The organism is Cyanobium gracile UHCC 0281 (assembly GCF_034931305.1).
GTDB classification, from domain to species: domain Bacteria; phylum Cyanobacteriota; class Cyanobacteriia; order PCC-6307; family Cyanobiaceae; genus Cyanobium; species Cyanobium gracile_A.
This window is the reverse complement of the sequence record NZ_JAYGHY010000006.1, coordinates 1-26,498: the sequence shown is the minus strand read 5'-3', so window position 1 is coordinate 26,498 and position 26,498 is coordinate 1. Positions and strand designations below refer to the sequence as shown.

Annotated in this window: 26 protein-coding genes and 1 pseudogene; 18 read left to right on the top strand and 9 right to left on the bottom strand. The window is 68.5% G+C overall.

From position 1 onward, the window contains the following. Positions 1–25 precede the first annotated feature (25 nt). Together VB739_RS03215 and VB739_RS03210 are read left to right on the top strand one after the other, a co-directional pair. Positions 26–1,036, top strand: a complete 1,011-nt coding sequence (locus VB739_RS03215; RefSeq protein WP_323355688.1) for an esterase-like activity of phytase family protein — start codon at positions 26–28, stop codon at positions 1,034–1,036. Continuing rightward, positions 1,033–3,240 carry a PhoX family protein gene (locus tag VB739_RS03210; RefSeq protein ID WP_323355687.1) on the top strand — a complete coding sequence of 736 codons (2,208 nt, stop codon included), beginning with the start codon at positions 1,033–1,035 and terminating at the stop codon, positions 3,238–3,240. The genes VB739_RS03215 and VB739_RS03210 overlap by 4 nt, the downstream gene beginning before the upstream one ends. Here VB739_RS03210 and VB739_RS03205 read toward each other — a convergent pair. Together VB739_RS03205 and VB739_RS03200 are read right to left on the bottom strand one after the other, a co-directional pair. Beyond that, on the bottom strand, positions 3,204–3,965 hold the full coding sequence (locus VB739_RS03205) for a hypothetical protein (RefSeq protein WP_323355686.1): 762 nt from the start codon (positions 3,963–3,965) through the stop codon (positions 3,204–3,206). The two genes, VB739_RS03210 and VB739_RS03205, sit on opposite strands and share 37 nt — an antisense overlap. Beyond that, complete coding sequence (locus VB739_RS03200) at positions 3,965–5,674, bottom strand: VWA domain-containing protein (protein WP_323355685.1); 1,710 nt, start codon at positions 5,672–5,674, stop codon at positions 3,965–3,967. The genes VB739_RS03205 and VB739_RS03200 overlap by 1 nt, the downstream gene beginning before the upstream one ends. A 92-nt stretch (positions 5,675–5,766) precedes the next feature. Here VB739_RS03200 and VB739_RS03195 point away from each other — a divergent pair, with 92 nt between their 5' ends. The 3 genes from VB739_RS03195 (at position 5,767) to VB739_RS03185 (ending at position 8,482) form a co-directional block, all read left to right on the top strand. After that, positions 5,767–6,783 carry a substrate-binding domain-containing protein gene (locus VB739_RS03195; RefSeq protein ID WP_323355684.1) on the top strand — a complete coding sequence of 339 codons (1,017 nt, stop codon included), beginning with the start codon at positions 5,767–5,769 and terminating at the stop codon, positions 6,781–6,783. 217 nt (positions 6,784–7,000) lie between these two features. Further along, entirely contained in the window at positions 7,001–8,110 is a 1,110-nt protein-coding gene (locus VB739_RS03190; RefSeq protein WP_323355683.1) for a UDP-2,3-diacylglucosamine diphosphatase, read from the top strand. Between the two features lie 135 nt (positions 8,111–8,245). Continuing rightward, entirely contained in the window at positions 8,246–8,482 is a 237-nt protein-coding gene (locus VB739_RS03185) for a FeoA family protein (protein ID WP_323355682.1), read from the top strand. Positions 8,483–8,515: 33 nt separating this feature from the next. On the opposite strand, the gene feoB is transcribed toward VB739_RS03185, so the two are convergent. Further along, positions 8,516–10,303 (bottom strand): ferrous iron transport protein B, encoded by a 1,788-nt coding sequence (gene feoB, locus VB739_RS03180; protein WP_416233294.1) that lies wholly within the window; start codon positions 10,301–10,303, stop codon positions 8,516–8,518. A 97-nt stretch (positions 10,304–10,400) separates the two neighbouring features. Next, positions 10,401–10,928: a ferritin gene (locus VB739_RS03175; RefSeq protein WP_323355680.1), complete on the bottom strand. Its 528-nt coding sequence runs from the start codon at positions 10,926–10,928 to the stop codon at positions 10,401–10,403. Positions 10,929–11,335: 407 nt separating this feature from the next. Between VB739_RS03175 and pstS the strand changes: the two genes are divergently transcribed. Next, complete coding sequence (gene pstS / locus VB739_RS03170) at positions 11,336–12,343, top strand: phosphate ABC transporter substrate-binding protein PstS (protein WP_323355679.1); 1,008 nt, start codon at positions 11,336–11,338, stop codon at positions 12,341–12,343. A gap of 277 nt (positions 12,344–12,620) precedes the next feature. On the opposite strand, the gene VB739_RS03165 is transcribed toward pstS, so the two are convergent. Both VB739_RS03165 and VB739_RS03160 read right to left on the bottom strand, forming a co-directional pair. Then, positions 12,621–12,950, bottom strand: coding sequence for a CsbD family protein (locus VB739_RS03165; protein WP_323355678.1), 330 nt, complete (start codon positions 12,948–12,950; stop codon positions 12,621–12,623). A 353-nt stretch (positions 12,951–13,303) separates the two neighbouring features. After that, the gene (locus tag VB739_RS03160) at positions 13,304–17,326 is read right to left on the bottom strand and encodes a magnesium chelatase subunit H (protein WP_323355677.1); all 4,023 of its coding nucleotides are present in this window, start codon (positions 17,324–17,326) and stop codon (positions 13,304–13,306) included. 137 nt (positions 17,327–17,463) lie between these two features. On the opposite strand from VB739_RS03160, the gene dapB reads away from it, so the two are divergent. From dapB to VB739_RS03135, 5 genes are all read left to right on the top strand, one after another. Then, positions 17,464–18,330, top strand: a complete 867-nt coding sequence (gene dapB / locus VB739_RS03155) for a 4-hydroxy-tetrahydrodipicolinate reductase (RefSeq protein ID WP_323355676.1) — start codon at positions 17,464–17,466, stop codon at positions 18,328–18,330. Positions 18,331–18,349: 19 nt separating this feature from the next. Beyond that, entirely contained in the window at positions 18,350–18,997 is a 648-nt protein-coding gene (locus tag VB739_RS03150) for a hypothetical protein (protein WP_323355675.1), read from the top strand. Between the two features lie 65 nt (positions 18,998–19,062). Continuing rightward, a complete protein-coding gene (locus VB739_RS03145; RefSeq protein WP_323355674.1) occupies positions 19,063–19,332 on the top strand; it encodes a high light inducible protein in 270 nt (89 codons plus the stop codon). A 99-nt stretch (positions 19,333–19,431) separates the two neighbouring features. Continuing rightward, positions 19,432–20,661: an FAD-dependent monooxygenase gene (locus tag VB739_RS03140; RefSeq protein WP_323355673.1), complete on the top strand. Its 1,230-nt coding sequence runs from the start codon at positions 19,432–19,434 to the stop codon at positions 20,659–20,661. Then, a complete protein-coding gene (locus tag VB739_RS03135) occupies positions 20,582–20,794 on the top strand; it encodes a DUF2949 domain-containing protein (protein ID WP_254943381.1) in 213 nt (70 codons plus the stop codon). Before VB739_RS03140 ends, VB739_RS03135 begins: the two co-directional genes overlap by 80 nt. A 3-nt stretch (positions 20,795–20,797) precedes the next feature. On the opposite strand, the gene VB739_RS03130 is transcribed toward VB739_RS03135, so the two are convergent. After that, the gene (locus VB739_RS03130; RefSeq protein ID WP_323355746.1) at positions 20,798–21,337 is read right to left on the bottom strand and encodes an adenine phosphoribosyltransferase; all 540 of its coding nucleotides are present in this window, start codon (positions 21,335–21,337) and stop codon (positions 20,798–20,800) included. A 67-nt stretch (positions 21,338–21,404) separates the two neighbouring features. Here VB739_RS03130 and VB739_RS03125 point away from each other — a divergent pair, with 67 nt between their 5' ends. The 5 genes from VB739_RS03125 to VB739_RS03105 all read left to right on the top strand — a co-directional run bounded on the left by VB739_RS03125 (position 21,405) and on the right by VB739_RS03105 (position 24,041). Beyond that, the gene (locus VB739_RS03125; protein WP_323355672.1) at positions 21,405–21,959 is read left to right on the top strand and encodes a DUF3038 domain-containing protein; all 555 of its coding nucleotides are present in this window, start codon (positions 21,405–21,407) and stop codon (positions 21,957–21,959) included. 20 nt (positions 21,960–21,979) lie between these two features. Then, positions 21,980–22,606: a DUF4335 domain-containing protein gene (locus tag VB739_RS03120; RefSeq protein WP_323355671.1), complete on the top strand. Its 627-nt coding sequence runs from the start codon at positions 21,980–21,982 to the stop codon at positions 22,604–22,606. An 81-nt stretch (positions 22,607–22,687) separates the two neighbouring features. Then, positions 22,688–22,933: a hypothetical protein gene (locus tag VB739_RS03115; protein WP_254943378.1), complete on the top strand. Its 246-nt coding sequence runs from the start codon at positions 22,688–22,690 to the stop codon at positions 22,931–22,933. A gap of 11 nt (positions 22,934–22,944) precedes the next feature. After that, a complete protein-coding gene (locus tag VB739_RS03110; RefSeq protein ID WP_323355670.1) occupies positions 22,945–23,322 on the top strand; it encodes a hypothetical protein in 378 nt (125 codons plus the stop codon). A gap of 233 nt (positions 23,323–23,555) precedes the next feature. Then, on the top strand, positions 23,556–24,041 hold the full coding sequence (locus VB739_RS03105; protein WP_323355669.1) for a hypothetical protein: 486 nt from the start codon (positions 23,556–23,558) through the stop codon (positions 24,039–24,041). Here VB739_RS03105 and VB739_RS03100 read toward each other — a convergent pair. After that, positions 23,975–24,136 carry a hypothetical protein gene (locus VB739_RS03100; protein WP_190609649.1) on the bottom strand — a complete coding sequence of 54 codons (162 nt, stop codon included), beginning with the start codon at positions 24,134–24,136 and terminating at the stop codon, positions 23,975–23,977. The two genes, VB739_RS03105 and VB739_RS03100, sit on opposite strands and share 67 nt — an antisense overlap. Before the next feature lie 139 nt (positions 24,137–24,275). Between VB739_RS03100 and VB739_RS03095 the strand changes: the two genes are divergently transcribed. Both VB739_RS03095 and VB739_RS03090 read left to right on the top strand, forming a co-directional pair. Further along, positions 24,276–24,782: a TspO/MBR family protein gene (locus VB739_RS03095; protein WP_323355668.1), complete on the top strand. Its 507-nt coding sequence runs from the start codon at positions 24,276–24,278 to the stop codon at positions 24,780–24,782. Beyond that, positions 24,748–26,307, top strand: coding sequence for an AAA family ATPase (locus tag VB739_RS03090; RefSeq protein ID WP_323355667.1), 1,560 nt, complete (start codon positions 24,748–24,750; stop codon positions 26,305–26,307). Before VB739_RS03095 ends, VB739_RS03090 begins: the two co-directional genes overlap by 35 nt. 3 nt (positions 26,308–26,310) lie before the next feature. Here the strand turns inward: VB739_RS03090 and VB739_RS03085 are convergent. Further along, a pseudogene (locus VB739_RS03085) lies at positions 26,311–26,498 on the bottom strand (DUF4912 domain-containing protein); the annotation flags it as partial.

Here is a 26,498-nt window from a genome sequence, read left to right as displayed (position 1 = left end):
CCCGCGCCGACAGGAGACTCTGTCCATGGTTGTGCCGCCCGTCGCCGTCGCTCCACCTCCCCTGCTGCCCTGCCCGGCCGAGGCGGGCTGGGAGCTGGTGGCACGCGCCCGCCTGCCCCGGAGGGACGCGAACGGGCAAGCCTCAGGAGGCTTCTCCGCCGCCGGCTATCAGAGCGACACCGATGCGCTGCTGTTGCTCAGCGATGCCCCCCAGGGCCGGGTGAGCGCCTGGAGCGGCGTGCGGCGGTTGGGGAGGGTGCCACTGCAGCCCCTGTTCCAGCTGGATCTGACGGGATCCCCCAGGGCGCCGCTGCCGGCAGAGATCGATGGCGAAGGGCTGGTGGTGCTCGGCGAGCGGCTCTGGGTGGCCAGCGAGGGGCGCCGCCGCACGGCGCGGGTGGCCCAGCTGCTGGCTTTCGATCGGGACAGCGGCCAGCTGGAGCACGCCTATGCCCTGCCCGCCGATTGGCGGCCGGCCCCAGGACGGGGGCTGGGCGCCAACCAGGGCCCGGAATCCCTGGCCCTGCTGCGCCGGCCAGGCCAGGCCGATCGGCTGCTGATGGCCGCGGAATCGCCCCTGCTGCAGGACCCTCCAGGCCAGGTGAGGCTGCTGGGCTGGACCTTCGGCCCCACCAGTGCCGTTGCCCGGCCCCTGGCCCGTCTGGCCATTCCCGCCGGTGCTGGCTGGGGGCTGACCGATCTGCTGGTGGTGGACGCTGCCTCGCCGGCGCCGGGGCTGCTGGCCCTGCTGCGGCGCTTCCAGGCCCCCGATCAGTGGCAGATCCTTCTGGCCCACTACCCGCTGCCCGATGGCGAGACCGAACCGGACGTCGTGCTGCAGCCGCTCCGCCAGTGGGATCTGATCGAAGCCGGCCTGCCGCCCGACAACTGGGAAGCCCTGACCCCCGGGCCCGCCCAGGCCGATGGCCGCCCCAGCCTGCTGCTGGCGTCGGACGATAACTTCAGCGCCTTTCAGGACAACCATCTGGCGCTGCTGGTGCCCCGCCGCAGCGTCCCCTGCCCCCCGAGTCAATGAACCGCCGCGATCTGCTCTCCCTGCTCGGCATCGGCGCCTGCTCCTTCGCCCATGCGGCCCTGCCCTCGGCGGCAGCGGGTTCGGCGGCGACGCCCGGGCCGGGGGACAGCCCCTTCCCCTTGGTGCCCACCCCCCTGCCGGTTCCCAGCGACGGACTCGATGCCGACAGCCAGCGGCGCACCTATGCCCGCATCGAGCTGGAGGACCGGCTGGTGCTGCCGGACGGCTTCCGGGCCGATCTGGTGGCGGTGTGGGGAGATCCGGTGGCCGATGGCCGTTTCGGCTTCAACAACGATCACCTCTCCTTCCTGGCCCTGGCGCCGGATCGGGCGCTGCTGACCGTGAACTACGAGTACATCAGCGCCAGGTCCTGGCGGGAGGGCTACACAGAAGCGGTGGGCGGCACGTTGCCGTTCGAGGGCCTGATCGAGGCCCTGGCCTCCAAGGGCGGCCGGGTGGATGCCGTCAGCCTGGCGGCGGACGACCCGCTGCTGGAGAGCGTGCGCCAGCTGGCGGCGGCGGCCATGGCCGATCTGGGCGTCGGCGTGATCGAACTGGAGCGGCAGCCCGGGGGCCCCTGGCGGCGCCGGCCCGGCCACTTCGATCGGCGCATCACCGGCCTGAGCGGCTGGCGCGATCCTGCCAAGCGGCTACGGACCTCGGGGCCGGCGGCGGCCGTGTTCCGGCGCCGCGAGCGGCTCGGCTACGACGACGGACTGGGGGACGCGGTCATCGGCAGCTTCGCCAACTGCGCCGGCGGCGAGACCCCCTGGGGGACGGTGCTCAGCGCCGAGGAGAACATCCAGAGCCAGGTGTCCGAGGCCGTCCATGCCGACGGCTCCTCCGTCTCCCCCGCCGAGAGGCCCTTCGCCTACGACGGCCAGCGCCTTGATGGCCTCGGCAACCCCTTTGGCCTGGCGGGCAACAAGTACGGCTGGATGGTGGAGCTCGACCCGCGCCGCCCCGAACGCGCTGCCGTGAAGCACAGCTGGCTGGGCCGCTTCCGCCACGAGGCGGTGGCTGTGAAGGCCGACGCCGGCCAGCCCCTGATCGTCTACTCCGGCTGCGACCGCCACGGCGGCCACCTCTACCGCTTCGTCAGCGACGAACCGATCCGTGATCCGGCCGATCCGGCCAACTCGGAGCTGTTCAGCGCCGGTCGGCTCGAGGTGGCGCGCTTCGATCCGCCCAGCTCCAAAGGCGGCGAGGGCCGGGGCCGTTGGCTGCCCCTGGAGCCCACCAGCCCGGTGGCACCACTCACCCCCGGCCACTTCGCCCGCCACGGCGTGGAGCAGGCGATCCTGCTGCCCCACAGCGACCGCCGCAGGGCCGGGGCCGAAACCTTCGCCAGCGACGCGGCCGTGGCGGCCTACCGGAGCCGCTTCGCCACCCTGGCCGACCTCTACCCCGGCGAGGGGGAGGAGCGGATGGGGGCGATCCTGATCGATGCCCACCTGGCCGCCTGCGCCATCGGGGCCACCCCCGCGGCCCGGCCCGAGGACACGGTGATCGATCCGCTCAGCGGCGACCTGCTGATCGCCTTCACCGCCGGTGGCAGCAGCGACGACGGCCGGGCCGACCCGGCCATCTTCCGGGGGCCCAAAGGGCAGGCCAGCTGGCCCTACGGCTGGATCATGGGCCTGACCGACGACGCTCAGACCCGGGCTGGCTCCTTCCGCTGGCGGCTGGTGGCCACCGGCGGGGCCCCGTGGCAGGGGGGGATGGGCTTCGCCAATCCCGACAACCTCGCCATCGACCGGCAGGGGACCCTCTGGATGGTGACCGATCGCTCGACGAAATCGGCGGATCTCGATCTGTTCGGCAACAACAGCTGCTGGGTGCTGCCCAGCCGTGGCCCCCACGCCGGCGAAGCCTTCTGCTTCGCCACCGGGCCGATGGAAAGCGAGCTCACCGGCCCCTGCTTCGACGGCGCCGAATCCACCCTGTTCCTGGCGGTACAGCACCCGGGCGAGGACAACGGCACGCGCCCTTCGGCAGAGGCCCGTGAGGCCCAGGCCCACCGGCTGGTGGATCGCTCGGGCCGCCCCTTCGAGCAGTTGCGCTGGGTGCCGCTGGGCTCCAACTGGCCCTCGGGCGTCCCCGGCCGGGCCCCCCGCCCCGGGGTGGTGGCCATCCGCCGGCTCGCCGGCGGGCCGCTGCTTGCCGATCAGCCGGTGCCGGCGTCCAGGGAGCGCTCGATCTGATCGAGGGCCTCATCGAGCGGCTCGATCGCCGTTGCCATGGCCGCATCGCTGGCTTCGGTGCTGGGCCACTGGTGATCGACCTGGCGGCGCAGCTGCTGCAGGCCGCCGTCAATGGCCTCCAGCCGGGTGGCCAGGGCCAGCAGCCGGGCCTCCCGTTCATCCATCCCCTGGCGGGCCGCGTGCAGGTTGCGGCGCAACTGGTCCACCAGCCGCCGCCGTTCCTGGCGCAGGGGACCCTCCGCCTCCCGCTGCAGGGACTTCTCCTCCCGGGCCAGGCGGCGGGCCAGATCGTCGGGGTCGAGGCGCCGCCCCCCGCCCGACTCCAGCAGGGGCCGCCGTTCCTGCAGCCGCTCCGGCAGCTGCTGCAGCCGCTCGCAGCAGAGCTGGACATTGCCGAGGGCCTCCAGGTGGCCCGGGTCCGTGAAGCGGGTCACCGCCTCCTCCCGCAACGCCAGCGCCGTCACCGCCAGGCCGCTGGCCCGGTCCAGGGCCTCCTCCAGTCCCGCATCGAGGCGCTGGGCGTGGAGGCGCTGGCTGCGGCTGCGGCGGCCGGCGGCTCCCATGCGGGCCAGCAGCGCCGCGCAGGCCACGCTGAGGCCAACGGCCGGCAGGATCGCCAGTGGGAGGGCCACCCCGGCGCCACGCACGAGCAGCAGCAGGCAGATGCCGCCGGCGGCGACCGCCAGGGGATGGTCGAGGGGGTTGGTCCAGCCCGATGCCGCCATCAGAAGGCCATCTGCAGATCTTCCATGCGGCGCCGGATGCTGTCCGCGGTGCCGGTGGTGAAGTCGCCGCCGTTGCTCTCGGCGATGCGGCGCAGCACAGCGGGATCGAAATCCCCCTGGTTGCCGTAGCCCATCGTGAACACGCCGATGCGCTCATCACTGGCGAAGCCGCTGCGTTGCAGCTCACTGCCCAGTCCCTCCAGAGACAGACGCGAGCCGTTGTCCTGGCCATCGGTGAGCACCACCACCGCCAGGATTTCGCCGGGGCGCCGGGTGGACCGCAGCCAGTCGCGCCCCTGCGCGATGGCGTCGTAGAGGACGGTGCCGCCCTCCGCCTCCAGCGAGGCGATGAAACTGGCGCCCGCTGCCCCACCGGATGCAGCTCCGGAACCGCCTCCCGCGCCAACGCCGGTCACCACCACCGGCGGCCGCAGGCGATTGTCGAAATCGAACAGGCCCACGGTGTCCCGCGGACCGATCTGGGCCAGGTAGGCCTGCAGGCTGCGCTGGGCCGCCGGCAGCTTTTCCCCCTTCATCGAACCGGAGCTGTCCACCACCAGGGCCACGCGGGAGGGCTTCTTGGCCTGGTTGCGCCAGAGGGCGATGATCGCCTCCACCACCTCCGGTTTCGGGGCCCGCAACGAGTCGTACACGGCCCGTGGATCGGCGCCGTAGGCCGCCGTGACGCGGCTGGGGGGCACCGCCGGGTTCGCCGGCCGCAGCCCCTGATCGGCCGCCAGGCGCTGCACGTCCTGGCGCTGGAGGCGCTCAATGATCAGCAGGGCCGCCTGCTTCTCCTGCGGCGACACCCAGGGGGCGTCAGGCAGGATCGCCCGCATCGTGCTGGCGTAGGTCGCCCTCGGGTACACCGCCTGGAGGGGCTCCTGGTCGCCCTGGCGGGAGGCGTTGACCGCCACCACCGACGACTCGTAGACCGAACCCACCGAAGCCCAGAAGGGACCATTGCGCTGCATGGCCCGGGCGAGTTCATCGGTGGAGCTGCCGTAGCGGGTCACATGGCGCTCGATCGCCGCCACCCGGTCTCCGTGGGCCTGCACATCCGCCAGGGTGAGCGCTTCGGGGCGCTTGCCGGCCACCTCGGCCACCATCGCCACCAGGGTCTGCAGGCCCGAGTTGGAGCGGGTCGGGGCGGTGTGGACAAAGCGGATCGGCTGGGAGGGACCGGCCGGATCCAGCTGGCGGTGGTCGCTGCTGCGGGCCAGGGCGGTGAAGGGATCGGGACGGTCGAGGCCCTTGGCCAGGGCCGGCGTGGTCATGAACACCATCGGACTGGAGGCCAGGGCCGGCGCGTCGGCCGGCGCAGGGATCAGTTCCCGGGTGGGCGCCAGGCGCTGCAGCCGGTGCCGCAGCAGATCGAGATAAATCTCGCCATCCACCGAGACCAGGGTGGGGATGCGCGGATCCTCACTCGCCTGGCCGCCCTGGAGCACCCCCCGGGCGTGGCTCTCCATCTCGCTGACCACATCCCCGCTGCCGGCAGCACGGCAGCGCAGCAGCACCGGGGTGCGATCGGCCAGCCGCGGCGGCGCCTGGGCGATGGCCTTGGCCGCCTCCAGGCAGAAACCCTTCAGGGCGCTGCCCACGAGCATCTCCAGCTCCAGCGGCGGCGGGGCCAGGAACTGACAGCCGCTGATGGGCAGGCCGAGGAGCGCGGTGGTGAGGGCGGCCGACCGCAGGGCCCGGGCCATGGAGCGGCGCAGAACGACGGCCCCATTCTGCTGGCAAGGATCGTGGATCCGGGCGACGGCGAGCAGACTGCAGCGAACCCGGACCGCTCCCCGTGGCAGCGACCCTGACCCGCCGGCGCCTGCTCTCCCTCCTGATCGCCGGAGCGTCCCTGGCCCTGGCGACGGCCCCCCTCCCCTGGCTTCGGCGCCCCCTGGTGGTGGGGGTGGGGTCGGAGCTGGCCGGCGCCATGGCCGAACTTGAACCCCTGTTCGAGCGCCACCACAGCGGCATCGACCTGAGCTGGACGGTGCACGGCTCCCAGGACATGGTCAACCGGGCCCGGGAGGAGGGACCGGAGCGCCCGCGGGTGCTGATCCCCGCCAACCGGGACCTGCTCAACCAGCTGGCGGGCGAGCTCCAGACCCAGGGGGAACCTGCCCCATTCCTGCGGCCTCCCGTTGCCGTTGCCCGCACCCTGCTGGTGGCCGTCGCCTGGCCGGAGCGGGCCAAGCGCCTGTTCCCGGACGGCCGCTTCTCCTGGTCCCAGCTACGGCGGGCCACGGCGGCGGGGCAGTGGGGGGCCCTGGGGGGCCCGGCGAGCTGGGGCAGCGTCGATCTGCGCAGCGCCGATCCGATGCGCTCCAATTCCGGCCAGTTGACCCTGGCCCTCTGGTGCCGGGGTCAGAACGGAAGCGACTGTGCCGCCGCCCTGCGCCGCGCCGTCTACCGGCCGGCCCGCTCCACCGACATCCTGCTGCAGGAATTCATCAGCGGCGGCCCCAACGAGGGCGACCTGGCGCTGGTCTACGAAGCTTCCGCCCTGACCCGCCAGGAGGAGGCGGGCCGCCAGCGGCCAGGGGGCTATGAGCTCCTGGTTCCGGATCCCACCATCGAGACGGTGCTGGCGGCAGCCGTGCTGCGGGGGGAGGCGGCGGGCGGCCAGCAGGACGGCGAGCGATTCGTGGCGTTCTTGCTTTCCCAGGAAGGCCAGGGTGTGCTCCGGCGCCTGGGATTCCGCGGCGCCGACGGCGGCGGCGGCAGCCCGGCCGCCGGCAGCGTGAAGCGCCTGCCGCCCCCCTCACCTCAGGAACGGGAAGAGCTGCTGCGGCTCTGGCAACAGGCCGGCTGACCCCTGGGGCGGTGTTGCCGCTCACCAGAGCTGGTGTGGCAGACAACGGACGTGGGCGAGGAGACGGCCGGCGCCTCAACGAGGCCCAGACAAGGGATTCGGCCTGCTTTTCTGATGCTGACTGCGCCGTGATCTGCGCCGGGATCGTGTCACCATGGCGGAGCTACAGGCCTGAGCGCGCCCTGCCTCCGGGCGCCGATCCACCTGCCGGAAGGTTGTGCTCAGCTGCGACGCGCTGTTCATCTCGGATCTGCATCTGGGCTCCAATCAGTGCGAAGCCGGCCACCTGGCGGCGTTCCTGGAGTGCATCCGGCCCAGGCAGCTGTTTCTGGTCGGCGACATCATCGACTTGCAGGCGATTCGCTTCAACGCCAATGTCGATGCCGACTTTCTCACCGACCTGATCGATTCCCTCCTGGCCCGGGAGGACGAGGATCCCCTCACCAACGAGACACTGCTCAAGACCCGGCTGCTGCGGGCCTCACACCGTCGGGTGCTGGAACGGTTCCAGGGCCTGCACCGGGACGGGGTGACGATCACCTACATCCCTGGCAACCACGACGCCTACCTGCGCCGCCACGCCGGCCTGGAGCGGCCCGGCTTCGCCATCCGCCGTCAGGATGTGTACAGCACGCCCGCCGGGCAACGGCTGCTGGTGCGCCACGGCGATGAGTACGACCGGCTGATCCGCTTCCACACTGGTGCGGCCGAGGGCCTGGCCCGGCTGCAGGAGCATTACAGCGCCGGCATCAATGGCCTGCTGTCCCCGTTCACACGGCCGGCCAACGGGCCATTGCCGGCCGGCTGGAACGCGGAGGGAATCCTGCAGAACGCCGTCGATCTGCTGGCCAGCCACCGGGAATGGCCGATCCCGATCAGCCGGGGGCTCAATTCCTCCGGGGGCTTCTCCCTGGCCTTCGTGCTCGAGAGCGCCCTCAAGAGCCGCACGGGGCACGACCGGCTGATCAAGCGCGGGATTGTCCAGCACCTGCAGCGGGAAGGGCGGGGCCCCCAGCCCCTCGACGGGTTGATCAACGGCCACACCCACATCCCCGAAGCCACGCCCCTGGGTCTGCCGGGACCCATCAACGAAGCTGGTGGGCCGTGCCACATCACCTACTACAACACCGGCAGCTGGGCCCGCAGCCAGCGGCGGCTGGGGCGCACAGCCCTGGTGGTGGCCACCAACGGCACCATCGGGATGGTGCGTTTTGATCGTCGCCAGGGCATCGAACCCTTTCAGCCCCCCCGCTTTCCCTTCAACACCTATCCGATGCGGCCCTGCCCTGGCTGTGGGGTAGGGGTGGCGGACCTGCGGACTGGGTGATCCGCCTTCGGCAGCACCCTGAACCTCTGATCGGTCAAAAACAGCTTATCGGTCACAAACAGCCGTGGAGCAGCCCATGGCCAGGTCAACCGTGGACGGGATCTGCCCTAAAGTTGTCAATTAAAGTCTAAGGATTTGGTACCTCTCAGTCAGGTTCCGGAGGGTGCACGTGTCTGGGTCAACTGTCTGCCCCTGCATCCGGAATTGCAACGGCGGCTGTTGGCGATGGGGGTCAGGCCAGGGGTGGAGATTGAGGTGCTGCGCCGAGGAAAACCCGGCGGACTGCTGCACCTTTCGTGTGGCCTGATGGAATTCATGCTTCGCGGCGAACAGGCCGCCGAGATGGAGGTGTCCTTGATCCCCCCTGGCTGAACGATCGCCGGCAGAGCGGCAGGCGTCGACCGCTCAACGCAGGGCCAGGATCCAGCCACCCCCCTGGTACACCACAAAGGCCATCACCCAGGCGAGCGACAACGACCAGCCCAGCGACAGCAAGGCGAACGTGCGGCTCTTGGACTCCTGGAGCTGGGCCGCCACGGTTCCCAGGCAGGGGGTATAGAGCAGCACGAAGGTCATGAAGCTGAGCGACTGCAGCGGCGTGATGGCGGTCTGGATCGCACCACCGAGGCCGGAGGCGGTGGTGCCGTAGATCACCGCCATCGCCCCCAGCAGGATTTCCTTGGCGATGAAGCCGAAGAAGAGGGAAACGGTGAGCTCAGGGTTCATGCCGATCGGCCCCAGCAGTGGCTGGAAGAACCGGCCGATCCCCGCCGCCAGCGACGTTCCGGAAGCCTCCGTTGCCCCTGGGGGAAGGTTGGTGAGCAGCCAGATCGCCGCCGCACCCACAAGGATGAACACCCGCGTGGTGACCATGAAATTCAGCATCGACGACCAGCCACGGCGCAGGATGGTGATCAGGCTGGGGGCCCGATAGGGCGGCAGTTCCAGCACGAAAGCCCCATCACTGGGGTAGGCCCGCTTGAACACGAGGCCCGTGATCACGGCGGCCGCAAAACTCAGCATGTAGAAGCTGAACAACACCAGTCCAGGTGCCCACCAGGGCCTGGGGAAGAACACCCCGGCCATGAAGATGAACACGGTCAACCTGGCCTGGCAGAGGGCAAAGGGAATGCACAGCATGGCCAGCAGGCGCATGCCCCGATCCCGGATCACCCGGGTTCCCAGGATGGAGGGCACATTGCAGCCGAAGCCCATCACCTGCAGCACGAAGGCCCGGCCATCCAGCCCCAGCCAGTGCATGAAACCATCCATCAGAAAGGCGGCCCTTGGCAGGTAGCCCGAGTCTTCGATGCTGGCGATCAGCACATAAAAAACGAAGATCAGCGGCAGGAACGTGGCCACCGTGCCCACGCCCAGCCAGAGGCCATCCACCAGGAAGCGCTCCAGCCCGTCCGGACATCCCAGGTTTTGCAGAGCCGGCACCAACCAGCTCGTCTGGATCCAGTCGAGAGCGGTTCCCAGCAGGTCCTGCAGGGGTGTGGTCACCGCATAGAGCAGCTGGAACACGGCCAGGACCATCACCAGAAAGATCCCCAGCCCCAGCAACGGATGGAGCAGCAGCCGATCCACCAGGCGGGTGTGGTGATGGCGCAACCCTTCCGGCATGGTCACGAAGCGGGTCACCAGCTCCTGCTGCCACCCATCCGGCACAGGAACCTGCGGCTGGGGGGAGCGTTGGAGGGCCGCCTCGGAACCTCTCGGCGCTTCCCCCCATTGGTGCAACCGGTCGAGCAGTTCGGCGATTCCCTGGTTCCGCTTGGCACTCACCGGCAGCACCGGCAGGCCGAGGGCCGCAGACAGCCCATGATGGTCGATCACGATGCCGAATCGCCCGGCCTCATCGCTCATGTTGAGCGCCGCCAGGAGCGGCAGGCCCAGCTGCCGCAGCTGCAGCAGCAGCCGCAACTGGCTGTTGATCTGGCTGGCATTCAGAACCACAACCACCAGATCGGGCGGGGTGTCGCGCAAGAAGCGCTGCACCACGGCCTCATCCTCACTGCTGCCGCTGAGGTCGTGGATCCCCGGCAGGTCCACCAGCTCGTAGGTGCTGCCGTGGCCGTCGTCCGGCAGGGGACCCCGTAGCAGCTCCACCGTCAAGCCAGGCCAGTTGGCGATCTGCGCATGGCCGCCGGTGAGTCGGTTGAAGAGCGTCGACTTGCCGGTGTTGGGCATCCCCACCAGGGCCAACCGAAAGCCCGGGCCATGGCTTTGGCCACCGTGCAGCTGGGAGCCGTGGCAGGACGTGGAAAGGGAGGAGGGCATTGAGGCTTCAGCCCCCCCTGGTGCCGCTGAGACCGCCCTTGACGTGGGTCAGGGCCGTGCCCTCCAGGAACTGCTGATCGAGCAGCAGCAGGGCGGCACTGTTGTCGCCGGCCAGGCGCAGGCGCTTGCGCACGAAGCGGGCTTCGGCCTCCTCCTGGAGCTGCTCGGCCACGAACCAATCGAGCATGGCGGTGGCGCTGCGCTCACCAACGGTCTCAGCCATGGCATAGAGACGGTTGATCGAGGCGGTGACCCCCTTCTCCATGTCATAGACCTGGTCAAACAGGGTCTGCACCGAGGGCCAGCTGCGTTCCGGAGCCTCGATGGTGGGCAATTCCACCTGTTCATCACTGTCCACCAGGTAGGCAATCATGCGGGCCGCGTGGTCGCGCTCCTCCTGGCTCTTGTCGTGCATGTAGGTGGAGAAACCGGCCAGATCCTTCTCCCGCAGCCAGATCGACATGGCCAGATAGGTGTGGCCGGCCTGGAACTCAGCGGCCAGGTGTTGGTTGATGGCGCTGGTGAGCTCTTTCACGTGAACGGCAGGGATCGCACCCCTATCCATAGCCAGGGCCGGATGGTGCCAGCTTCTGATTCAGACAATCTGATGTGACTTTGGCTACGGACCCCATCCAGAATCAGCAGAGGCACCGTGTGGTGTGGACGTCGCGACCATCAGCCGGCGGTGGGACGGGTGCATGGAGCGGCTGTCCCCTTTGAGCCTGGAGACCCGCCAACACCTGTGGGTGCCCATCGTGAGGCACGGGGCTCAGGGATGCCTGCAGTGACCAATGGCAGCATCCGAATCCAGGCGCAGGTCGTCAAGCCAGTCGCAGCCATGGATCGGGCCAGGGGAATCCTTGAAGACCCGTTAACCTGTCCATAACACGATTGGGCCGAGCGGGTTGCTATTCATAACTTGCTCCACAATTGGCATTTCTGATGACCTTCGCGAAGAAGGCCCTGATTCTCTCCGCTGCCGGTGCTGTCACCGCTGGACTGGCGGTTCCGGTGATCGCCCAGAGCAACTCCATCAGTGGAGCCGGCGCCAGCTTTCCCGCTCCGGCCTACCAGCGCTGGGCCGTGGAGTTCGCCAAGGCAACCAAGAGGCAGGTGAACTACCAGTCGGTGGGATCCGGCGCCGGTGTTCGCCAGTTCCATGCCGGCAGCGTCGATTTTGGAGCGACCGATGAGGAGCTCAACGAATCCAAAGGAGAATTCACCAAGGGCGTGGCCGGCCAGCGCGGAGCCCTGCAAATCCCGATGATGGGAGGCACCGTCACCCCCGCCTACAACAACCCCAGCTGCAAGAACCTCAAGCTCACCCAGACCCAGGTCGCTGACATCTTCCTCGGCAAGATCAAAACCTGGGAGCAGCTGAAATGCGGTAAGGGGCCAATCAAAGTGGTTCACCGCTCCGACGGTTCCGGCACCACCGCCGCCTTCACCAACTCCCTCTCCTGCTTCTCGTCGGAGTGGAAGTCCAAAGTGGGAACCTCCAAGGCCGTCAAGTGGCCCGTGGGCATCGGCGGCAAGGGCAACGAGGGTGTGGCAGGCCTGATCCAGAACACCCCCGGCTCGCTCGGTTATCTCAACCAGGCCTTCGTGAAGGGCAAGATCACTCCTGCGGCTCTTCAGAACAAAGCTGGCAAATTTGTTCTAGCCAACGATACAACCGGAGCCGCCGCCCTGAACGGCGTCAAGCTGAATTCCCGCCTCGGTGGTGAGGATTGCAATCCGGCCGGCGCCAACGCCTTCCCGATCGCCACCTTCACCTGGATCCTGGCCTATCAGCGGGGCAACGGCGACAAAGCCGCTACCATCCGTCAGTTCCTGACCTGGGGCCTCTCGCCGAAGGGCCAAGGCATCGCCAAGCAGCTTGATTTCGTACCCCTGACCGGTGCCGTTCTGGCCCGGGCTCGCGCCGAAGTTGCCAAGATCGGTAAGTGATCCCGATCCATTCTCTCACCCCTGCGGGGTGATTCGGGGGGCTTCGGCCCCCCTTTTTATGTACACATCGATCCACTCGCTCGAAACAGGGAGGGAGGGAACGCTGTGGCCTCCTGGCCCGCTTGAAGAGAAAGCCGGGGAGTGAACGACTCCCCGGCATGGTCTTGGCCACGGATGATTAGCGACTTATGAGCTTGTTACGCGATGACTGGCACTTGTCAGGATCTTGCTATCGAGACTGGACCCTATGGGATCCCAACGGGTACCGGCCGGCTGACTAATCCGTGGCATCATCCAGCTTCCTGGCGGCCTTCTTGGCTTCCTCCTTCACTTTGGCTTCCGCCTGCATGACGTCGGCCTGGACTTGCTTGGCTTCTCCTTTGAGTTGTTGGCCCTTGTCGCCAGTGAGGGAGCCGACGGCGGACTGGATCTTGCCTTCAGCATCTTTGGCTGCGGCGTCGAGTTTGTTTGACATGGTTCTCAGGGGAGTAGGGAATGGAGTTGGGTGGATCGACGATGCCATTGCAGGTGGCTGAGATAGCAATGAAGTCATCAGCGTTGCCTCTGACTTGACGGCGATGAGTTGAGCCTGATTGTCAACGTTCACGGTTCCTTTCCCGTGCAATGGCACTACTCAGTCCTACGCAGGAATCGGTGCAGCAGACGGCTGATGCCCAGGCAGCGGGGGTTGCAGGCACGGCCGTGGCAGCAAACCTCAGCGCCCAAGGGCCATGAGGAGATTATTAAGAGTTGCGTACCTATGCGCATGAGTTTTCTCAATGCAGCGCATCTGCTGTTATCGACTGCGGCAGCAACAAGAGCTCGCAACAACAGACACGTCCTCCACTCGCCAGACGCGCCACGCGATCAGCGTCTCAGGAGCTCCTGCCGATTCCAGCCCAGGGGATCGACGGACAGACCCGGGGCGAGAGGGCCGCCGGCCCCTGCCCCTCTGATCCCTCAGGCCTCCTTGGTCACCCCCTCGATCCGGTCCTCAATCTCCTGGTAGATCTCCTGCAGCTGGGCGATGTTCTCATCGCTCGTTTCCCAGTAGCCGCGGCCGTTCACCTCCAGCAGCGTGCCCACGATGCGGCGGAAGCTGTGGGGGTTGAGGTCCATCAGCCGCTTGCGCATCTCCGGATCGTTGATGAAGGTCTCGTTGGCCTCCTCGTAGACGAAGTTGTCGACCGCGCCGCTGGTGGCGCTCCAGCCCAGGGTGAAGTTGAGACGCTTGGCCACCTCCCGCACCCCTTCGTAGCCGGAATCGAGCATGCCCTCATACCACTTGGGGTTGAGCAGCTTGGTGCGGGAATCGAGGCGGATGGTCTCGCTGAGGGAGCGCACCTGGGCATTGGCCGTGGTGGTGTCGGCGATGTAGCTGGTGGGAGCCTTGCCGTCGTCGCGCAAGCCGGCGATCAGCTTGGTGGGGTCGGAGTCGAAGTAGTGGCTCACATCGGTGAGCGAGATCTCCGCCGAATCCAGGTTCTGGAAGGTCACATCGGCGGTCTTCATCGCCGATTCGAACACCTCGCGGTTCTGGTTCATCTCGCCGGGGTTGTCGGCGTTGAAGGCGAACGTCTTGCGGCTGAGATACATCTCCTGCAGCTCACCCTCCTCCTCCCAGGTGCTGTTCTCCACCGCCAGATTCACATTGGAGCTGTAGCTGCCGCTGGCATTGGAGAACACCCGGGTGGCGGCATCCCGCAGGGAGATGCCCTGCTCGGCGGCCTGCTCCTGGCTGTGCTTGCGCACGAAATTCATCTCCAGAGGCTCGTCGGCCTCGGCGGCCATCTTGACGCCCTGGTCGATCAGGGCCATCTGGTTGATGAACAGGTCGCGGAACACCCCCGAGCAGTTCACCACCACATCGATGCGGGGCCGGCCCAGCTCCTCGAGGGACAGCAGCTCCAGCTTGTTCACCCGGCCGAGGGAATCGGCCATCGGACGCACGCCAATGAACCAGAGGATCTGGGCCAGGGATTCGCCGTAGGTCTTGATGTTGTCGGTGCCCCAGAGCACGCAGGCGATGGTTTCCGGCCAGGTGCCCTGCTCCGCCTTCTGGCGCTCGATCAGCCGATCAACCACCACCTTGGCGGCGGCGATCGCCGCCCGGGTGGGGATCGCCTGGGGATCGAGGGCGTGGATGTTCTTGCCGCTGGGCAGCACGCCGGGGTTGCGGATCGGATCGCCGCCGGGGCCGGGCAGCACGTATTCGCCATCGAGGGCCCGCAGCAGGCTCTCCATCTCCATGTCGGCGCAGATCTGCTCCAGGCAGAAGCGCAGGTAGGCGAACTGGCGATCCAGCTCGGTGACATCCACATCGGCGAAACCCGCCTGGCGGCAGGCACTCAGCCAGGGGCTGGGCAGGCGGTAGCCGAAGCGCTCCAGCAGATCGAAGAACCAGACGAAGCGACGCTGCAGGCTGACCCGGCCATCGCTGCCGGTGACCTGGCGCACCATGGCCCCCACCGCCGAACGGCAGGCCTCGGTGATGACCCGGTTGAGCTCCACATCCGTCAGCACGCCTTCATCGTTGCCCCGGTACACCTCGGCGATGGTGCGGCCGCGGCTCTCGGCCAGCAGGGCCGGCAGGGAACGCAGGCCCTCCTCCTCCCGCTCCAGGGCAGAGATGCTCACCAGAGTGGCGATCGCCTCCTCGGCGGTGGGCGGCTTGCCGATGGTGTGCAGACCGCAGGGGAGCAGCCGGCTCTCGATCTCCATCAGCTGGCGGTACACGGCTCCTACCACGCCATCCCGGCCGTCGAGATCGAGGGCCGCCACATCGGCATCGCCCTCGGGCAGGGCCACGTCCTTGTCAAGGTTGCACTGGCGGGCCGTCTCGATGATGGCGTTGACGATCTGCACCCCCCGGGAGCTCTCCCGCAGTTGCTGGTAGGAGCCCACCAGCTCGCCCAGCTCCTTGAGACCCTTGTAGAGGCCGGCGTTCTCGGCCGGCGGGGTGAGGTAGCTGATGGTGGAGGCGTACCCGCGCCGCTTGGCGATGGTGGCCTCCGAGGGGTTATTGGCCGCGTAGTAATAGAGGTTGGGCAGGGCACCGATCAGGGAATCGGGGTAGCAGGTTTCGCTCATGCCCATCTGCTTGCCCGGCATGAACTCCAGCGAGCCGTGGGTGCCGAAGTGGAGCACCGCATCGGCACCCCAGACTTTCTCCAGGTAGGTGTAGTAGGCGGCGAAGCCGTGGTGGGGGCTGGCGCTGCGGGAATAAAGCAGGCGCATCGGATCGCCCTCGTAGCCGAAGGTGGGCTGCACCCCCACGAACACGTTGCCGAAATGGCGGCCGTAGATGAGCAGGTTGGTGCCATCGGAGTTGAGGCTGCCGGGGGGCTTGCCCCAGTTCTCCTCCAGGCGTTCGGAGTAGGGGGTCAGCCGTTCGTACTCCTCGACACTCATGCGGTGGGCGATCGCCAGCTCGGGGGCGCCTTCCAGGGCCTCCGGATCGCTGAGCACCGCCTGCATCAGCTCCTTCGGGGTGCGGGGCATGGCGTCCACCATGTAGCCCTTCGCCTTCATCTCCTCCAGCACGCGGAAGATGGAGCCGAACACGTCGAGGTAGGCCGCAGTGCCCACGTTGCCCTTATCGGGGGGGAAGCTGAACACGGTGATCGCCAGCTTCTTCTCGGCCCGGGGCTTGATCCGCAGTGACGCCCAGCGGATGGCCCGTTCCGCGATGGCGTCCACGCGGTCCTGCAGGGTGTGGGCCTTGCCGGTGGCGTCGTCGCGCCCCGACAGGACGATCGGTTCGATGGCACCGTCAAGCTCGGGGATGGCGATCTGCAGGGCCACCTGCACCGGGTGCAGCCCCAGATCGCTCTCCTCCCATTCCTGGGTGGTCTGGAACACCAGGGGCAGGGCCACCATGTAGGGCCGGTTGAGCCGCTTGAGGGTCTCGATCGCCTTGGGGTGGTCCTGGCGGGCCGGACCGCCCACCAGGGCGAAACCGGTGAGGCTGACGACCCCATCCACCAGGGGTTGGTCGGGCTGGAGCGGGTCATAGAAGAAGGAGGAGACGGGCCTGGAGAAGTCGAGGCCGCCGCAGAACACGGGAATCACCGTGGCGCCCCGGTACTCCAGCTCCTGAATGATCGCCACGTAGTGGGCGTCGTCGCCGGTGACGATGTGGCTGCGCTGCAGCACCAGGCCGATCACCGGGCCCCGGCGGGCCTGCTCGCTGAGATCGGCGCGGCTGGCGCTCCAGTTGAGGTACTCCTTGAGGTCCTCGAACATCCCCGGCGCCATCGGGTGCCAGATGCCCAGGTCCGGGAACACCACCGGGTCGGCCACCGTCAGCTGGGGCCGGCCCAGCTCCGCTTTGCCGAAGACGTAGCGGTCGGCCAGCATCAGCAGGAAGTTGCGCAGGTTGTCCGGCGTTCCCCCCAGCCAGTACTGGAAGCTGAGCATGAAGGAGCGGGCGTCCTGGGCCTTCTCCACCGGCAGGTACTTGAGCACCGTCGGCAGGGTGTTCAGCAGCTTGAGCATGGCGTCCTGGAAGCCGGCCCCATTGGCTTCCTTGCGCTTGCGCATGAACTGGGCAATGGCGCTCTTGCTCTGGCCCAGCTGGGCCATCGAGAAGGTGCCGAGCTTGTTCAGGCGCATCACCTCCGGCATGGAGGGGAACACCACCACCGCCTTGAGCCGGTCGCGGTGGGGGGACACGGCGTCCACCACCTTCTGGGCCAGGTCCTCGATGAAGATCAGCGAGGCGATGAAGACGTCGGCGGCGGCCACGTCGGCGCAGAAGTCGGCGTAGTTGGCCGGGTCGCGCAGCTCCTCGATCAGGTAGCCGCTGAGCTCCACCGCCAGGGGACCGTTCTGGTCGTTGAGGCCGGTGGCGGCGGTGGTGAGGGCGTTCTGGTACTGGGGTTCGAGCACCACGTAGACGGCCTTCATCACCACCCGGTCGTTGGCGCCATCGGTGGGGGCAGGGCTGACCCGGCGGCTGGCGGAACGGACCTGCGTGAACATGCGGCGGATGCGTTGAGCAATGTGAAGCAGCCTACGGAGCTCCCGCCAGGGACGCGATCGGTTGCAGCGCAGCGTTACAGGCCGGCACCCTGCCCGCGGGCCGGGCCACATAGGCTCGCTTGGAGTGCTAGCTGACCATGACCGCGTCCTCCCCACCCCCAGCAGCCCCGGCGCCGATCCCGGTGGTGGTGGCCGGGGCCCTGGGCCGCATGGGCGCCGAGGTGATCAAGGCCGTGGTGGCGGCCCCCGACTGCGCCCTGGTGGGAGCCATCGACACCACCCCGGGCCACGAAGGGGAGGATGTGGGGCTGGCCCTGGGTCTCGGTGAGCTGGAGGTGGCGCTGAGTGGCGATTTCGAAGGCACCCTCTGCCAGGCCAGTCAGTCGGTGCGCCAGGCCGGGCCGGGCGGCGGGGCGGTGCTGGTCGACTTCACCCACCCCAGCGTCGTCTTCGAGCACTGCCGCGGCGCCTTCGCCTATGGCGTCCATCCGGTGATCGGCACCACCGGCCTGCGTCCCGACCAGCTCGCAGACCTGGCCCGCTTTGCCGACAAGGCCTCGATGGGGGGCGCGGTGGTGCCCAACTTCTGCGTGGGGATGGTGCTGCTGCAGCAGGCGGCGGCGGCGGCGGCCCGCTTCTACGACTACGCCGAGCTCACCGAGCTGCACCACAACCGCAAGGCCGATGCCCCCAGCGGCACCTGCCTCAAGACCGCCGAACTGATGGAGGAACTCGGCAAGCCGTTCAATCCCCCCCAGGTGGAGGAGCACGAGAGCCTGGCCGGCTGCCGAGGCGGGCTCAGGGAGAGCGGCCTGCGGCTGCATTCGGTGCGGCTGCCCGGGCTGGTGGCCCACCAGGAGGTGATGTTCGGCTCCCCCGGCGAGACCTACACCCTGCGCCACGACACGATCGACCGCAGTGCCTACATGCCCGGGGTGCTGCTCACGGTCCGAAAGGTGCGCAGCCTGGGGGGCCTGGTCTATGGACTGGAGAGGCTCCTGTGAGCTGCCCCCCCAAGAGTCGATGCTGATCCCCCTCAAACCCGGCGAACTGGTCCGCCTGATCCCGGCGGTGGCCACGGGCTCGCAGTTCAGCGCCAGCAGTGGCAATCCGCGCAAACTGCTGCAGCGGGTCCTGATTTCGGTGATCGGCGGGGTGATCGCGCTGCTGATCAGCCAGGTGCTGCTGTTCCGCAGCCAGGCCGGTCCGGTGTTCCTGGTGGTGGGCTTCGTCTTTCTCCTTTATGTGCTGTGGGGGCCGATCCTGGAAGCGGGCCGTCGCAACGCGCTGCTGCGGCGCTATCCAGCGGCCGCGATTTTCGAGGGCGTCGTGGCCGACCTGTTCCGGCGGGAGGTGGTGGAGAACCGGCGGGAGCAGGCCAACCGCCAGGGGCGGCTCGAGCTGGTGGAGAACCGGCGCACCTGGCTGTGCCTGGAGCTGGAGGACGAGGACGGCTACCTGGGCCAGATCCGCTTCCCGCTGGAGAAGAAGCATGAGCTGATCCGGCCGGGGATGGTGATCCGCTGCCTGGTGCTGAGCGAGCGCAAGGACTTCTCCCGCATCGGCGCCCTCTCCGATGGCTGGCTGCCCCAGCTGAAGCAGTGGGTGGGGGAGTACCCCTACCTGCTGCGACCGGCTTTCGAGGAGCTCTGCCTCAGGCGCCTGGGGTGAGGGAAGCTGGACGGATCCGAAACATTGCGTTACAATTCACGTAACACTTCTCAAGGAGTCCTCCCATGACCGCCGCCACCCCCACCGCTCCCACCGCCCTCGATCGTTCCGCCATCCGCGGTGCCACCGTCACCACCGAAGACGGCGGCCGCCTCAACGCCTTCGCCACGGAGCCCCGCATGGAAGTGGTCAGCCCCGAGAGCGGCTGGGGCTTCCACGAGCGCGCCGAGAAGCTCAACGGCCGCATGGCCATGCTCGGCTTCATCGCCCTGCTCGCCACCGAATTCGCCCTGGGTGGCGAAGCCTTCACCCGTGGTCTGCTCGGCATCGGCTGATTCCACCGGTCCCTGAGGGGACACACCGTCGTGACGGGCAGCTGATCACGGCTGCCCCCTAGGCCGCAGCAGACTTTCTGTTGCGGCTTTTCTGTGGCCATGCGCCCTTCGCTCCACGCCCGGATCAACGGAGCCGGCCCCACCGGCGCCCTGACGGCCCTGGCCCTGGCGCAGGCCGGCTGGCTGGTGAGCCTCCACGATCCCCTCGGCCCCGAGGCGCTGCGGGGCCGGGAGCGGGCCTACGCCTTCACCCATTCCAGCCGTGACCTTCTGGAGCGGCTGGGCCTCTGGGGGGATCTGCAGCACGCGCTGGTTCCCTTCCGCCGCCTGCGGCTCCAGGACGTGGCGACGGCATGCCGGGTCAGCTTCAGTCCGACCGACCTGGAGCACGCCGGCGCGGTGGGCTGGATCGGCTCGCACCGGCCCCTGATGGCGCTGCTGCTGCGGCGCCTGGGCCAGCACCCCGCCGTGGAGCTGGCGCTGGGAACAGCGGCACCGGTTGCCGCCAGCGACCCCGACCTGCTGGTGGCCGCCGACGGACCCGACTCCCCCACCCGGCGGGCCCTGGGGATCGGTCAGTGGAGCCACCGCTACACCCAGGCCTGCCTCACCGTGCAGGTGGAGATGGGCGGCGGCCACGACGACGAAGCCTGGGAGCTGCTGCGGCCGGAAGGGCCCTTCGCCGTCCTTCCCCTCGGCGAGCGTCGCTTCCAGCTGGTCTGGAGTGCACCCGCGGCCCGCTGCCGGCAGCTGGAAGCCCTGGGCGGCCCAGCCTTCCTCGATCGGCTGGCGGGGGCCCTGCCGGACGAACTCCAGCCCGAGGCCCTGCTGGCCCAGCCCCGCAGGTTTCCGGCGGCCCTGCAGCTGGCCCACCGCCTGCATCGCGGCCGCACGGTGCTGGTGGGGGAAAGCGCCCACCGCTGCCATCCGGTGGGCGGCCAGGGATTGAATCTCTGCTGGCGGGATGTGGCGGTGCTGCACCAGCTCGCCGAGCAGGCCGCCCGGGGAACGCTGTCCCCCCGTCGCCTGGCGGCCGCCTACGCACGCCGCCGCTGGCCCGATCTGCTGCTCACCCTGCTGGCCACCGACCTGCTGGTGCGGCTCTTCTCCAACCGTCATCCCCTGGTGCTGCCGTTGCGCGGCCTGGCCTTCGGGGTCCTGTCGCGCTTCGGCTGGAGCCGGGCCCTGGCCTTGCGGGTCATGACCCAGGGGCCTTGCCGCCTGCGCCAGACGCTCCCAGCATGGGGCGATGGTGATCAGCAGCTCTCCCCAGCCCCTGCCCTCTCCGGCCATGGTGCGCTTCCTGCGCCATCAGCTCGGCCTGAGTGAGAACGCCTTGCAGCTGGGCATCAAACAGTCCCAGCTGGAGCAGGCGCCGCTGCCGGCGGTGCTCTGGCGATTCGGCCTGATCAGCCTCGAGCAGTTCGACACCGTCCTCACCTGGCAGGACCAGCAGGGCTGAGGCTCAGCTGTAGATGATCAGCGACTCGATCGGCTGCTCCTGTGGCAGCCGGTTGCGTCCCTCCAGGGCCGCCAGTTCGGCCAGAAAGCCAAAGCCGCACAGCTCCCCTCCCGCCTTCAGCACCAGCTCGGTGCAGGCCGCGGCGGTGCCGCCGGTGGCCAGCAGGTCATCGACGATCAGCACCCGCGAGCCATCGCCGAGGGCATCGCTGTGGATCTCCAGCCGATCGGTGCCGTACTCGAGGCTGTAGTCCACCCCGATCACCTCGCCGGGCAGCTTGCCGGGCTTACGCACCGGCACAAAGCCGACGCCGACGATGGTGGCCAGGGCGGTGCCGACGATGAAGCCACGGGATTCGATGCCCACGATCAGGTCCGGCTGCACCCGCTCGCAGAGCAGGCCCAGCAGGCGGATGGCCTCGCCCCAGCCCTCGGGATCCCGCATCAGGGGGGTGAGGTCACGGAAGAGGATGCCCGGTTTGGGAAAGTCGGGAATGTCCCGGACCCAGGTGCGCAGATCGATCGATGAAGGGCTGCTGGGCATCGTGCTGGTGAAGGGACCGGTACCGGCGACGTGACGGATGGACGGCGCCGCTGGCATCATCGCAGTCATGGCCAAGGACACTTCGGAAGCGGCAAACCCGGACCGCCCCTCCCGCCCCCTGCCCCGCAGGGGACTGGAGCGGCTTGATCTGATGCTGCTCTGCATGGAGGCGCTCGACCTCAACGGCGGCGAGGCGATGGTCTGGATGAGCGAGCAGCTGGGCTACGGCGGTCTCTTCCCCAACCGGGTGGAGCTGTGGAAGCGGCGCTGCCACAACCCCCTGCGGCGCACCTGCCGGCGCGGCGAGGTCCCCGTCGACGAAACCGATGCCCTGATCCGCATCCTTTGCGTGATGGCCGATCGCCTCTACCCGATGCTGCGCTCCCTGCTCTCCAGCAGCGAGCCGGAGGCGGTGGCGAGCGAACGCTGGGCGCTGTTCCAAGGGCGTCTGCTGGAGCTGGTTCAGGAACGCATGAATCCCCGCCGCAGCGGCGTTCAGAAATTGCTCGATCCCACCGATGGGGCCGCCCAGCGGCTGCAGCTGGTCCAGGGCCTCAGCCTCTGCGCCGGCCTGGGAGGCTTCGAGCGCATCAAGGCCAGCCTGATGGACGCGGTCGCTTGAGGCCGTCTCCTGAGACCCCCATGGTTCAGAGTTCCGTGATGAAGCAGAGCCTCGTCTTCGATCAGCTCAGCTGCCGCCTGCAGGTGGAAGGGCTCCCCGACGTCTCCATCGGCCAGAGCGGTGCGGCCCTTGGCATCATCACCGGCTGGAGCCTGCAGTGGGTGGGCCGGCCCCTGCTGGAGGGGCGGCGGGAGCACCTGCAGGCGCTGATGCAGGTGGTGCTGCCCTACGCCCGGCACCTGATCAGCGGCGTGCGCCGCGACTTCAGCATTGCGGGCGAACCCGTCGACATCGGCCCCCATCCCGAGGGCGGCCACCGGCTGCTGCTACGCAGCAGTCAACCCGACACCCCCCCGCTGGACATGCATCTCGATGATGCGGAACTGGCGGATCTGGTGCGGGTTCTCGATCTGTTGCGCCTCGATCCACGCGTCCAGCTGCCCCTCGAGATCCCTGAGCCGGAGCCCCTAGGCCCCAGGGAACTGCTGGAGAGGATCCCCCTGCATCGCCGGCTGACGGCCCCCCTGGGCGGAGCAGCGGCCCTGGCCGTCTCCGCGGCCCTGGTGCTGCTGCTGCCCCCGCCAGCCGTGCCGCCGGCGCCAACCCCACCGGCCCCCCAGGCCGCTCCGCAAGCCCCACGTCCCTGAGACCCCGGCCCGCATCCTGTTGACTTCGGCCCCACGCTGGTCACACTGGGGGCGATTCCCTTTCTTTTCCTCTCCCGTGCCATGGGCATGACCTGGTCGGAACTGCGCCGCCGGGTCGCACGGCTGGGAGCGGCACTGGATGTGGTGGTGCGCAGTGATCCGGAGGTCTGCGGCTTGAGCGGTACCCAGTTCCACCTCACGCTTCACCACGGTGGTCAGGGTGACTGCACGGTCAACGACCTGTCCCTGATCGATTGCCCCAATGAGCTGGTGCTGATGGAATTCGAGCGGTGGATGCGGGGCGCCGGCTATCCGCTGGAGCTCTGACCCCCCCAGCCATGCCGCACACCCCCTATCCGCTGCAGTTGCCGACACCGAGGGGACCAACGGCGGGAAAGGGTCTGCAGCTGCGCAGTCGCCGCCGCCGTCCATCCTCCCGATGGCGCCAGGTGCTGGCTGGCCTGATGCTGATCGTGGCGGGGGCGCTGATCCTCGTTGGGCTGATGCAGTTGCCGGAGCGGCTTGATGCGCTCCTCCTGGTCAGCAATGCCATCGCCAACCTGATCGGCGGGTTGAGCCGACTCAGCATGGGGATTCTGCAGCTGGGCAGCGTGATCGTGGTGGCCCTGCTGGCCCTGATGGCCCTGCTGCTGCTGGTGGGCGGCGGCGTCCGGCTCGTGCGGGGCCTCACCGCCCGGCCCCGACGCCCTTCCTGACGCCGCCGGCTGCTCAGTGGTGCAGCTGCTGAAACCAGAACCCGGCCAGCTGCCACGACGACAACAGGAAAATCGCCAGGATCAGCCAGTTGACCCAGGCGGGCCGTTCGCGGTTCTCGAACATGGCGGCGGGGGAGTCGCTTCCTTCCCGCCGATCCTGCCAGCACGGGCGCCCCAGCGTCCGCTTCGTGACAGGCGGTGGCACCAAAGGGATGTCACCGTCCCGTCCACGCATGGCTTCCGGCGCCCTTCTCTCCTGTCTGGGCTTTCCCGGTTGGGGGGGATTGCACCTGGTTCTCCCCAGCCGGGGCGATCCGCCCGCCCTGGCCAGGCGTCTGCAGCTCTGCCTGGCCGAACCCAGGGCAGCGGGTCACACCGCTTGGGACCAGGGGATCCCCGCTGGCCAGCTGCTGCCAGCCCTGCTGCGCCGCCATCGCGATCTGGAGCCGCTGCACCCTGACCACTGGCCCTGGGCCAGGGGGGCCGCCATGGCCTGGCCCACGGCCTGGGGACATCGTTACCTGCTGATCTGCCGCTGGGGAGCCATCCATCCGCTGCGGCTTTCCGCCTGGCGGCACAGGGGAAGCGGGGACTGGGTCCGGCTCTGTGAACCCATCCCCCTGCCCTGTTTCCGGGAGCGCTTCGCGGCGGATCAGGAGATGACCAGGGCCACTCCCAATCCCACCACCATCAAGGCGATGGCCCCCACGGCCCAGTAGGCATGGCTCTGGGCGTCCGCCCGGGTCTCACCGATCACCATCGTGCCTTCGTCGGCGTAGAGGTTGTCGTGGTTCTCGAGGTCGTGGGTATGCATGGGGGCCTCCATCCATCTCATGGAACCCTTCAAACGTAGGAGCGTCCGGCGGTGTGGTCCGCTGGCGCGACGAACCGACACCCAACACCATGGACGCCCCCCCTGCAGCGCCCAATAATGCCTGGGTCTGCAGAACTCCGTGCCTCCCTGGCTCCTGATCCTGATCACCCTTCTGGTGGTGACACTGGTCATCAATCCTTCGGAGCGGAATTTCTCCTGGTATCGCACCCTCAGACGACCGGGCTGGATGAGCATGGATCCGTGGATCCCCGCCGCCTGGTTCGTCATCAGCGTCAGCTTTTACTTCTCAGCGCTCTCCTTCTGGTTCAAGACCGGCGAATGGCTCTGGGTGGCCGCCTACGCGAGCCTGTTGGTGCTCCTGCGCAGCCAACACTGTGTGATCTGCCGCCTCCGCAACCTGTCAGCGGGCCTTCCCATCTGGCTGCTGGGCTGGATGCTGACCTTCAGCCTGGCCCTGTTCGTGCGGCCGACATCTCCCCTGGCGGCTGGGCTGCTGGTGCCTGTGCTGGTATGGACCCCGATGGAAGCCATCGTCACCCTGCAGATGATTGGATTGAATCGCAAGCAGCACCGGAGCGGCCGTGGAGCCAATGATCGCCGCCCTGCTCGATCCCGCCGCCTATGACCATCCGGTCGAGCGGGTCGCGTGCCTGGAAACCCACATTTCCTGGATCCTGCTCACCGGAACCTTCGCCTACAAAATCAAGAAGCCGGTGAATCTGGGCTTCGTCGATTTCTCGACGCCGGAGCGGCGCCGCTGGTTCTGCCAGGAGGAGCTCAGGCTCAACCGGCGCCTGGCTCCGGACCTCTACCTCGGGCTCAGCCCCATCCATGGCCCGCCCGAGCGAGCCGCGTTTCACGGCTCCGGACCCACCCTCGAGCTGGCCGTGCGCATGCGCCAGTTTCCCCAGAGCGCCCTGCTGGGCGCGGTGCTCGAACGCCATGGCCTCAGCGACATTCAGCTCGAAGGGCTGGCGGATGACCTGGCGGCGTTCCATGCCGCCGCCGCCGTGGCCGGCCCCGGGGATCCCTATGGAGCGCCCGAGCTGGTGAGGGCCCCGGCCGTGGCCAATCTGGAGGTGCTGCAGGCCTGCGGCCTGGTGCCTGAGTCGGACCTTGCCGTCCTGCGGCACTGGAGCGACGACCAGTTCGAGCGGTTACGGCCGAACTTCCTCCAGCGCAGAAACCAGGGCCGCATCCGCGAGTGCCACGGCGATCTGCACCTGGGCAACATGCTGCTGGAAGGGGAGCGCCTCCGGGTCTTCGACTGCCTGGAATTCAGTCCGGAGTTGCGCTGGATCGACGTGATCAGCGACCTGGCCTTTCTGGTGATGGATCTGGAGCACCGCCACCGACCGGACCTCGGGGCGGTGCTGCTCAACCGCTGGCTGGGTCGCTGCGGTGACTACGCCGGCCTGCTCACCTGGCGCTGGTACAGGGTGTACCGTTCGCTGGTACGGGCCAAGGTCTGCGCCCTGCGCCTGGGCCAGCAGGGCCTCGACGCCAAGGCATCGGCTCTGCTGCAACAGGACCTGGAGCGGTATCTGCAGGGCGCCAGCCGTGCCACCGCCAGTCCAACCCCGGCCCTGGTGATCACCCACGGAGTGTCCGGCAGCGGCAAGAGCCACCGGGCCCGCCAGCTCTGCCAGCGGCAGGGCTGGATCCAGTTGCGTTCCGACGTGGAGCGCAAGCGTCTCTTCGGCAGCTGGGGACAGGGGCTGGCCCCACCGCTCCTGGGCGACCCCTACCGGCCGGAGGTGAGCGCCATGCTCTACGACCAGCATCTGCCCGAGCAGGTGGAACGGATCCTCGCGGCGGGGCTGTCGGTGGTGGTGGATGCCACCTTCCTGCGCCGCGATCAGCGGCTGCGGATGGAGGCCTTGGCCCGCCGGCACGGTGTCCCGTTCCTGATCCTGGCCTGTGTCAGTTCCCAGGAGCAGGCCCGGCGGCGCCTGGTGGAACGCCAGATCTGTGGCGACGACCCCTCCGATGCGGACGCGGCCGTCCTGGAGGCCCAGTTCAGGACCGTGGAGCCGCTTGACGATCACGAACGGGCCCATGGCCTGGAGGTTGGTGCCCAGCTGACAGCCGGGACCCTGATCACCGCCGTGGCGGAGCGGCTGGCAAGGCCGGGCGAGCCGCCGTCCTGAGGCCTAGAACCACTCGGCGACCGCGGCTTCGCGGCTGTTGACGTTGGCTTCCGGCGTGGAGCGGCGGAACTCCATGGTGATGCTGCGCTTCTGCTCGCCATCGGCGGCCACGGCCTCGATCGGATAGAGCTGCTGGCCGTCGCGGAAGGGCACCTGCACCCGGAAGGTGCCGTCGGCCGAGAGGGGCACCT